Source organism: Megasphaera massiliensis (assembly GCF_000455225.1).
GTDB classification, from domain to species: domain Bacteria; phylum Bacillota; class Negativicutes; order Veillonellales; family Megasphaeraceae; genus Megasphaera; species Megasphaera massiliensis.
The window spans coordinates 61,368-70,448 of the sequence record NZ_HF954536.1; the positions used below are offsets into that span (position 1 = coordinate 61,368).

Consider the following 9,081-nt stretch of genomic DNA (forward strand, 5'->3'; position numbering starts at 1 on the left):
GACGACGTCTGCACCGCATTCAAGGGCTGTTACGACGTCTTTCAAGGTCGTCGTCCCCGGCATGACCGCTACACGGTAGCGGTTGCACAACTTGATCGTTTCGACGTCGAGGGCCGGCGACACGATGAATTCTGCTCCTTCGAGGATGGCAATACGGGCCGTGACCGCGTCGAGGACCGTGCCGGCACCGATGACGACGTCGGGATTATCGGCATATTTCTTAGCCAGTTCCCGAATGGCTTCATGAGCCCGCGGCGTCGTGAATGCCAATTCAATGGCCATGACACCGCCTTTAATGCAGGCTTCGGACATGGCTACAGCTTCTTCCGGGTTGTTGCCGCGAATGACGGCGACGACACCGATTTCTTTAATTTTATTGACGACTTCGATTTTGTCCATGGTGTAAACTCCTCTCACACGCTCAAAAAGATATCTCTATACGACTATTACGAATGGCTTTGCTGAAATGCTTCCAATTTTTCTCTCGTCGGCAGCCCTTCGTTGTCTCCGGCAACCTGAATGGCCATGGCCCCGATAGCAGCCCCTCTGCGGGCAGACTCTTCCAAGGTTAACCCATCGAGGAGACCGCTGGTAAAGCCTACGGCAAAGCCGTCTCCGGCACCGACGGTATCGACGATGTGTTCCACATGATAGCTGGGGACGTACAATTCTTCATTTTCCGTCCGAACATAGGTCCCGTTGCTGCCGCCGAGCTTGATGACGACGGTCTGGACGCCGCGTTCCAGGTAATACCGGGCGATGTCCTGTTCGCTTTCCCGGCCGGTCAGGATCCGGCCTTCACCGAGGCCCGGCATGACGATATCGGCGTACTGGGCAGCATCGTTGATGACCCGAGCCATGGCTTCTTCTGATTTCCAGAGCATAGGGCGCAGGTTAGGGTCGAAGGAAATGCGCACGCCCTTGCTGTGAGCCCGCATCATAAGCGTATAAATCGTTTCCCGACACGATTCCGACAAAGCCAGGGGAATCCCCGTCACATGAAGGTGATCGACGCCGGCCCAGTCGATACCGGCTAAGTCAGCCGGTTGAAAATGAGAGAATGCCGTATGCTTGCGGATATTGGCTACGAAAGGATCTCCTTCGGCAACTTTTTCTTTCATCTGGAAGCCCGTCATATGATCATCATCGGTCCATACGTACTGTTCGTGAATATTATTTTCTTTCAGAAAATTGACGATGCAGCGGCCAAAGGGATCGATGCCGACCTTGGAGATATACGATACATTATTTCCCAAGCGAGCCATGCCGACGGCATAGTTCAATTCAGCCCCGCAGACGTGGCGGGAAAAATGTTCGACCGATTCCAAGGGACCCTTTTCTTCAGCGATGAGCAAGCCCATCGCTTCACCAATAGTAAGCACATTCTTCATTTTGATTCCTCCATGAGATAAGACGGGACTGTCGCAGCAGACAGTCCCCGGTTACTTAGTTTTACAATTGTTTCTTTATTTTATCAATCATATCTTCATAGTCTGCATCTGTCAAGTAAACGCGGTCGGGATTCATGACAAAGGTGCCGTTCCATTCGAATTCATCTTTATACTTGGGAACTAAGTGGATATGCAAGTGATGTCCTGAATCGGCATAAGCACCATAGTTTACTTTGTCCGGATGAAAAGCTGCATGAATGGCCTTCGAAGCCCGTGCAACATCGGCAAAGAAAGCATTTCTTTCTTCATCGCTCAATTCCGTCATTTCGCTGACATGATCTTTATAAGCGACGATGCAGCGGCCGGGATGGCTTTGTTCTTTGAATAAAACTAACATACTGACCGATAAATCACAGACGTAGATGCCAAACTTAGCCAGCGGTTCGCCTTTGACGCAGTAACCGCAGTTCTGATCTTTCATGTGAAAGCCTCCTTATTCAATGGTACCGTGTTCCCATTTACCATTATTCAAATCTTCAGCGATTTGTTTAAATTTATCATCCGTCAAACCGTAGAAGAAGTACAAGATGATTGCAGCAATACCGAGGGCAACGCCGGGGTACAAGGTCATAGCCGCTTTAATGCCCAAGAGGGTCATTTCGCTCTGTACGGCATTGGCAACGTAACCCGTCATGACCAGGATACCGGAACTTACGACAGCAGCCAGGGCCTGTGCGATTTTACGGGAAAAGTTGAAAGCAGCATAGGTGATGCCTTCTTTACGGATACCGTTGTGCCATTCACTGTAGTCGATGACGTCGGAAACAAAGGCCCAGGTAACACCGTTAGGAATAGCCAAGGCAACGTAGCCGATGGTAACCAAAACGATGAACGAGTAAATGTTAGTCGGGATGACGAAGTTGAGAAGGTCTGCCGCACAGCCTATGAGCAAGCCGCCGATAGCCGTCTTCTTCTTGCCGAATTTTTTAACCAGTTTCGGGATGAGCAGGATACCGATAACGGAGCAGCCCATCATGATGCCGTTTACAATCGGCTGGAAGCCCATGTAACCTAAGTTATACTGACAGAAGAAGATCATCATCTGGTTATTGGTATTCATAGCCGAAATCGTAAACAAGGTCATTAAAATGATGCATAAGAGCGGTTTGTTAGTAAACACGAGTTTAACATAGTCGGAAGCTTTGGCTTTCTGTTCATTAGCTGTATTACGCTTAACAGGAACGTGTTCACGGCAGTTAAGATAGCAAATAGCAAAACCGATGACACCGACGATGGACATGACAGCCGCGGCGATAAAGAAACCGTGGTGAGGCGAAGCAAACATCATGACGATCGGGACGAAAGCCATGCCGGTGATGAGCTGAGCCCCGATGGAACCGGCCTGACGCGTCGTAGCCATCTGACTTCGTTCTTCAACGTCTCGAGTCATAACACTGGCCAGGGAGGAATAGGGAATATTAGTAAACGAGTAAACGAGCCCCCAAGCCATGTAAGCACCGTAAGCAAAGATGATTTTACCTGTTGCCGATATTTCCGGCATGGTAAAAGTGATGACCGTTAAGATAGCCAGGATGACGGCAGAAAACATCATGACCGGACGGAACTTGCCGCGAGGACCGATGTTCTTGCGGCCGTCGATAACGGAGCCGGCAATCGGGTCCATAAAGGCGTCGAAGATTTTGGTAAAGGCGAAGATACCGGCAACCGCCGCAGCCGGGATGGTGCAAACGTCGATCCAGTATTTCGTCAAATAGGCCTGTCCGAGGTCAAACATAAAACCGTTGCCAAAGTCACCAAACCCGTAACAAATCTTTTCACGCCATGACAGTTTTACATGACCGTCTTTGGCTGTCTGCCCTTCAACCGGAGCGTTCGGCTTCGGCAAGGTTCCTTCTTGTGTGCTCATTGCACTCCCTCCTTATAAGGTAACACCGTTTTTAAATATAGCCAGTTCGTGTTTATCAAGGTCTTCCGATTTTGCCAAAATACGTCCCGACGCTACATCGAGGATGTATTGGAACAGGCGGTCCGCCGCAGCTTCCCGCGATTCCCCTTCAGCAATCGTACCGGCATTGAAATCGATCCAATTCTTTTTGAATTCGGCCAGTTTGCTGTTGCTGGAAATCTTAATCGTCGGTACCGGACAAGCAAAAGGCGTTCCCCGTCCCGTCGTAAAGAGGACCATGTGAGCGCCGGCTGCGGCTAAGGCATTGGCCGCTACCAAGTCGTTGCCTGGAGCCTGCAAGAGGTTCAGGCCTTTCTTGGAAACACGATCGCCGTAAGAGAGGACATCTTCTACCAAGGCCTGACCGCCTTTTTGTACGCAGCCCAGGGATTTATCTTCCAAGGTCGTAATCCCACCGGCCTTATTGCCCGGTGACGGATTTTCATTGATCTTTTCGCCGTAATTCATGAAGTATTCTTTAAAGTTGTTTACCAGCGCTACGGTCTTATCAAAGACTTCTTCGTTCCGAGCCCGGTTCATGAGCAGCGTTTCAGCACCGAACATTTCCGGCACTTCCGTCAGGATCGACGTGCCGCCGGCTGCGATGAGACGGTTCGAGATTTCACCGACCAGGGGATTGGCCGTGATGCCCGAAAAACCGTCGGATCCACCGCACTTCAGGCCGATCGTAAGCAGGGAGGCATCGCACGGTTCCCGGTGGGACTTAGCCGCATAGTCGCACAGTTCTTTGACAATCGCCGTGCCGGCTTCGATTTCATCTTCTACGTCCTGGCAGATGAGGAACTTGACCCTGTCCGGATCGTAGTCGCCGATGACGTCCTTCATCAGGCTGATCTGGTTGTTTTCACAGCCAAGGCCCAGGACCAGGACGGCGCCGGCATTAGGATTGTGAATAAGACCACTTAATACCTTCTGGGTATGGAGCTGGTCGTCGCCGAGCTGGGAGCAGCCATGAGGATGACTGTACGAATAGATGCCGTCGATGTTGTCCGTCTTATAGACCTGGGCCGCATTTTCAATAGCTCGGGCAATGTTGTTGACGCAGCCGACGGTCGGAATGATCCATACTTCATTGCGGATACCGGCCTGACCATCCGTCCGTTTATATCCGAGGAATTCGTATTTTTTTTCACTTTCCAAAGGCGGACGCTGGGCCTTTTCCGGTTCGTAGGTGTAATCCAGGAGGTCGCCCAGTTTACTTTGGACGTTATGGGTATGGACCCAGGAACCTTGAGGGATATCCATTTTAGCGGTCCCGATAGGGAAGCCGTATTTTACGACATCTTCACCTTGTTTAATATCCTTGATGGCGATCTTATGGCCTGCCGGGATGTCCTGACAGACGGTGAAAGACGCTCCGCCGACGGTAACGCTGCTGCCCTTGGCAACAGCGTCGACAGCGACGGCTACATTATCATCAGCGTGTATCTGAAATACGTTCATCATAATCTCCTTATGCAGTCAATTCAGCAAGATGCGCTTTGACGCCTACCTCAGCCATGCGGTCCATATGGGCCGTTACAGCAGCGGTAAGGCCGTCAACAGCATTCAGATCTTCGCCCCACCAATCGGCCTGCCCGAGGACGGCTTTGATATAATCGGCTGTAGCAAGGGCTGCATGATCTTTAATGAAAGCTAATTTATCTTCATCATCGTGGATTTCATAGGTATTGCCGGCCCGGGACCCGATGAGGCATTGGTCGCCGGCTTCCGTCGTCCGGTAGAAGGCCAGGAGGGCTGCCAAAGAATAAGTCAGGAACTTCGGCAGTTTTCCCGTCGCTGCCAGGCTGTCCTTAAAGGTCGGCAGGATCCGGGCTCTCCACTTCGAAATGGAGTTCAGGGAAATCGCCAAGAGGGCGTGTTTTACGAAGGGATTTTCAAACCGTTCGTAGACGGCTCGGGCAAAGGCAACGGCCTTTTCTTCCGGTAAATCAACGGTCGGTACGATTTCATCGAAGACCGTCTGGTCCAGGGATTTGCGGATAATCGGGTCTTCCATACACTGACCGACGTAGTCGAGGCCGGCAAGGTACGCACCGAGGACCATCGACGTATGGGCCCCGTTGAGGATACGTACTTTTTGTTCCTTGAAGGCCTGGATGTTATCGGTAAATTCAACGTGGAATTTACTCGAGTTTAACGGCAGGCGGTCGGCCAGGGTTGAATCTCCGATGACCCACAGGGAAAAAGGTTCAGCCTGGTCGAGGAGAGCGTCTTCATAGCCCAGTTCAGCCTGGATCTTATCGATCGAGTCTTCCGGGTACCCGACGACGATACGGTCGACGAGGGTATCGACGAAGCGGCAGCTCTGGGACAACCAGGTGAGGAAACCTTGTTCCAAGCCCCAATTTTCTGCATACTTGGTGACGCAGTCCTGAAGGAGTTTACCGTTATTATCGTTCAATTCCGTCGGCAGCATGATAAGGCCTTTGTCCGCAGCACCTTTATAGAAGGTATACCGTTCATAGAGGAACTTGGTCAGTTTAGCCGGGAAGGTCGTCGGCGGGCAGTCTTCGAATTTATCATTGGCATCACAGACGATGCCGGCTTCCGTCGTATTGGATACGACGAATTCGAGAGCCTCTTCCTGAGCCAAAGCCATGAAGGCGTCGTATTCATCGCGGGCGCTGATTACGGTCTTCACCGACGTAATGACGCGGTTTTCCTTGCAGACTTTGCCGTGCTGCTGACCTCTCAAGCATACCGTGTATATGTCATTTTGCTTGGAATAACGGTCGGTCTTGCCCGAGCGGGGCATGACGACAGCTACGCTGCCGTCAAAACCGTTTTCCTCGTTAGCTACGTCGACGGCATAGTCGACGAAGGCGCGCAGGAAATTACCTTCTCCAAACTGTAAGATCCGTACAGGATGCTGTTGTTTCTGATGGAATTCACTTACATTTTTCATCGTTTACCCTCGTTTACATCTGAAATTGAAAATAGTTAGCTGCGTTGTTAAAGCTGATATCTTCGACTAACTGGCGAAGTGCGTCTTCATCGTTCGGATATTCACCGTTTTCGACGAGATTACCGATCCAGTTGCAGAGAATGCGGCGATAATATTCATGGCGTGCGTAGGACAAGAAGGAGCGGGAGTCAGTCAGCATACCCAGGATGTTGCCAAAGACAGATTCATCGGCAATACCGGTCATCTGGTCGATCATGCCCTGTTTAGTATCATTGAACCACCAGGGAGCACCCTGCTGAATCTTGCCGCGAACGCCAGCGCCCTGGAAAGCGCCGATAATCGTAGCAATCATGGCATTGTCATTGGGGTTGCCCGAGTAAAGGATCGTCTTCGGTAAAATATGGAGTTCATTGAGGTGATCTAAGAGGGCAATAAGGCCTTTGCAGCAGTTGCCTTCTGCAATGCTGTCATAACCCGTATCAGGTCCGAGTTTACGATACATTTCCGAGTTGAGGTCGCGCAGGGTTGCAAAATGAATCTGCATAGCCCAGCCGCGTTTGTGATATTCACCGGCAAGGTAGGTCAGAACAGCCGTCTTATAGGCTTCCATTTCTTCTTTGCTGACAGCTTCGCCGTTCAAAGCTTTGGCCATGATGGCATCGATCGTCTTTTCATCAGCTTCACGGCAGAAAACATATTCTAAGGCATGGTCCGTAGCGCGGCAGCCCATTTCTTCAAAGAAGGCGATTCGTTTATCCATGGCTTGGCGAAGGTCGGCAAAATTCTTGATATCGACGCCGGCAGCTTTGCCGAGGCGAGCCATGTAATCTGCGTAGCCGTCTTTATCGACGTTCATCAGTTTGTCCGGACGCATAGCCGGATATACCTTAGCGCTGCAAGTCTTTTCGTCTCTCAATTTCTGATGCCATTTCAAATCGTCGGCCGGATCATCGGTCGTGCAGATAACTTTGACGTTGGACTGTTCAATCAAGCCCTGGACGCCCATACATTTTTCCTGAAGCTTTGCATTGCAGCGGTTGAAAATATCTTCAGCATTCTTTTCCGTCAGCGGTTCGGTAATTCCGAAATAGCGCTGTAATTCTAAGTGACTCCAATGGTAAAGAGGGTTACCGATCGAACGAGAAAGCGCTTTCGCATATTCCACAAATTTTTCCAAGTCTGTCGACGTTTCACCGGTGACTTTTTCTTCGGGAGTACCGTTGGCACGGATGATACGCCATTTGTAATGGTCACCGCCGAGCCATACTTCGGTAATGCTGCGGAAGTGGTGATCTTCAGCGATTTCTTGCGGAGAGATGTGACAGTGATAGTCGATAATCGGCATCTTTGCTGCATAATCATGAAATAAATGCTTTGCCGTATCTGTTTCCAGTAAGAAATCCTTGTCCATAAATTGTTTCATTATTATATGTCTCCTTCCAATACCCGGCGTCGAATGCTGTCGGTCAACTGAAAATTTATTGTAAGCTCTTACACTTATCTTTACCGAAAGGATATCATAGCATGCCTTCAGTGTCAATGACGTATGATTTTTCTGTATGGTTTTTGAAAAAATTAAGTTCTACAATGCTTTTTTATCATGTATTCCGTATTTTCCTTCCCAAATAAATACTTTTCGTTTTAAATTCAAACAGGTTATCCACATTCATTCCAGTTAAGCTCTTACATATTTTATCCATATCCCTATTGATTTACTAAGAAAGAAATGTGTTATAATGTAAGTACCCCAGATTTTTACATAAAGAGGATCGATTGCTATGAATATCACGATTTACGACATCGCGCAAAAATGCCATGTTTCCATCGCCACGGTTTCCCGCGTCCTCAACGGCAGCAGCCGAGTCAGCGAAAAAACACGGGCCAAGGTACTTCTGGTGATGAAAGAAATGGGTTATAAGCCCAACCCCTTTGCCCGCGGATTGGGCCTGGATTCCATGAAAATCATCGGCGTCATCTGTACCGACGTCGCCGATATCTTCTATGCCCATGCCGTGTCCCTTTTGGAAGACGGCCTCAGGCAGCATCACTTTGATGTCATGCTGTCCAACACCGGCAGCGATAACGGCCATAACGGCAAGTATATCTCCGACATGGCAGGAAAACACGTCGATGCCATCATCACCATCGGCACGCCTTTTTCATCGGAGTCGGATGTGAGGCTGCTCTGTGAAACGGCCCGTCAAATCCCGGTCATCACCATCAACAGTGACTATCATCAGCCCCGTATGTACAGCGTCGTCTGTAATGAAAAAGACGGCATGAAAGATGTCGTCGCAGCCCTGGCCAAGAAGGGCTGTAAACATATCCTCTATATCTATAATTCGCTCACCTACAGCGGCCGCCATAAGTTAGACGGCTTTCGCCTGGGAATCAAAGATTTACAGCTGCCTCATCGCACTGAGTTGATTCAACAGATTCCCAAAACCCTTACGGATACAGAAGCCTTGATTGACCGCTTAGTCGCTGAACACATCGACTTCGACGCCATCATTACAGCCGATGACATCTTTGCCGTCGGGGCACAGCGAGCAGCCCTGCGCCACGGGCTAAACATCCCCGTCGTCGGCTGCAACAACTCTATTCTAGCTGAATGCGCCACACCGACCCTCACCAGCCTGGACAACAAACTAACAAACTTATGCACAGCTGCCGTCAATATCGTAACTGAATTAACCACCAAGGGGGCTGACGCCGTCCCCATTCGAACCGAGTTCAATGCCGAACTCATTGAACGTGAAAGTTTCAGAACATAAAAAATTCCGTATACTCAAGTA

Annotated in this window: 8 protein-coding genes; 1 reads left to right on the forward strand and 7 read right to left on the reverse strand. The window is 49.9% G+C overall.

Going from position 1 to position 9,081, the window contains the following annotated elements; translation table 11 throughout:
* From TX77_RS03090 to uxaC, 7 genes are all read right to left on the reverse strand, one after another.
* A partial coding sequence (locus tag TX77_RS03090) for a ketohydroxyglutarate aldolase (protein WP_044503369.1) occupies positions 1 to 399 on the reverse strand: 399 nt, incomplete at its 3' end.
* A 47-nt stretch (positions 400 to 446) separates the two neighbouring features.
* Positions 447 to 1,391 (reverse strand): sugar kinase, encoded by a 945-nt coding sequence (locus TX77_RS03095; RefSeq protein WP_044503370.1) that lies wholly within the window; start codon positions 1,389 to 1,391, stop codon positions 447 to 449.
* A gap of 61 nt (positions 1,392 to 1,452) precedes the next feature.
* Complete coding sequence (locus TX77_RS03100) at positions 1,453 to 1,872, reverse strand: HIT family protein (RefSeq protein ID WP_044503371.1); 420 nt, start codon at positions 1,870 to 1,872, stop codon at positions 1,453 to 1,455.
* Positions 1,873 to 1,884: 12 nt separating this feature from the next.
* Positions 1,885 to 3,318: a glycoside-pentoside-hexuronide (GPH):cation symporter gene (locus TX77_RS03105; protein ID WP_044503372.1), complete on the reverse strand. Its 1,434-nt coding sequence runs from the start codon at positions 3,316 to 3,318 to the stop codon at positions 1,885 to 1,887.
* Between the two features lie 12 nt (positions 3,319 to 3,330).
* Positions 3,331 to 4,824 carry a UxaA family hydrolase gene (locus TX77_RS03110; RefSeq protein WP_044503373.1) on the reverse strand — a complete coding sequence of 498 codons (1,494 nt, stop codon included), beginning with the start codon at positions 4,822 to 4,824 and terminating at the stop codon, positions 3,331 to 3,333.
* 7 nt (positions 4,825 to 4,831) lie between these two features.
* Positions 4,832 to 6,286 (reverse strand): tagaturonate reductase, encoded by a 1,455-nt coding sequence (locus tag TX77_RS03115; RefSeq protein ID WP_044503374.1) that lies wholly within the window; start codon positions 6,284 to 6,286, stop codon positions 4,832 to 4,834.
* A 13-nt stretch (positions 6,287 to 6,299) separates the two neighbouring features.
* Positions 6,300 to 7,709 (reverse strand): glucuronate isomerase, encoded by a 1,410-nt coding sequence (uxaC, locus tag TX77_RS03120; protein ID WP_044503375.1) that lies wholly within the window; start codon positions 7,707 to 7,709, stop codon positions 6,300 to 6,302.
* Positions 7,710 to 8,064: 355 nt separating this feature from the next.
* Between uxaC and TX77_RS03125 the strand changes: the two genes are divergently transcribed.
* Positions 8,065 to 9,060 carry a LacI family DNA-binding transcriptional regulator gene (locus TX77_RS03125; protein ID WP_049917281.1) on the forward strand — a complete coding sequence of 332 codons (996 nt, stop codon included), beginning with the start codon at positions 8,065 to 8,067 and terminating at the stop codon, positions 9,058 to 9,060.
* Positions 9,061 to 9,081: the final 21 nt, after the last annotated feature.

What these genes read in the sequence shown, in the direction of transcription:
- TX77_RS03095 (WP_044503370.1), bottom strand. Translation starts at nt 1,391, where the DNA reads ATGAAGAATGTGCTTACTATTGGTGAAGCGATGGGCTTGCTCATCGCT.
- TX77_RS03110 (WP_044503373.1), bottom strand. Translation starts at nt 4,824, where the DNA reads ATGATGAACGTATTTCAGATACACGCTGATGATAATGTAGCCGTCGCT.
- TX77_RS03105 (WP_044503372.1), bottom strand. Translation starts at nt 3,318, where the DNA reads ATGAGCACACAAGAAGGAACCTTGCCGAAGCCGAACGCTCCGGTTGAA.
- TX77_RS03125 (WP_049917281.1), top strand. Translation starts at nt 8,065, where the DNA reads ATGAATATCACGATTTACGACATCGCGCAAAAATGCCATGTTTCCATC.
- uxaC (WP_044503375.1), bottom strand. Translation starts at nt 7,709, where the DNA reads ATGAAACAATTTATGGACAAGGATTTCTTACTGGAAACAGATACGGCA.
- TX77_RS03115 (WP_044503374.1), bottom strand. Translation starts at nt 6,286, where the DNA reads ATGAAAAATGTAAGTGAATTCCATCAGAAACAACAGCATCCTGTACGG.
- TX77_RS03100 (WP_044503371.1), bottom strand. Translation starts at nt 1,872, where the DNA reads ATGAAAGATCAGAACTGCGGTTACTGCGTCAAAGGCGAACCGCTGGCT.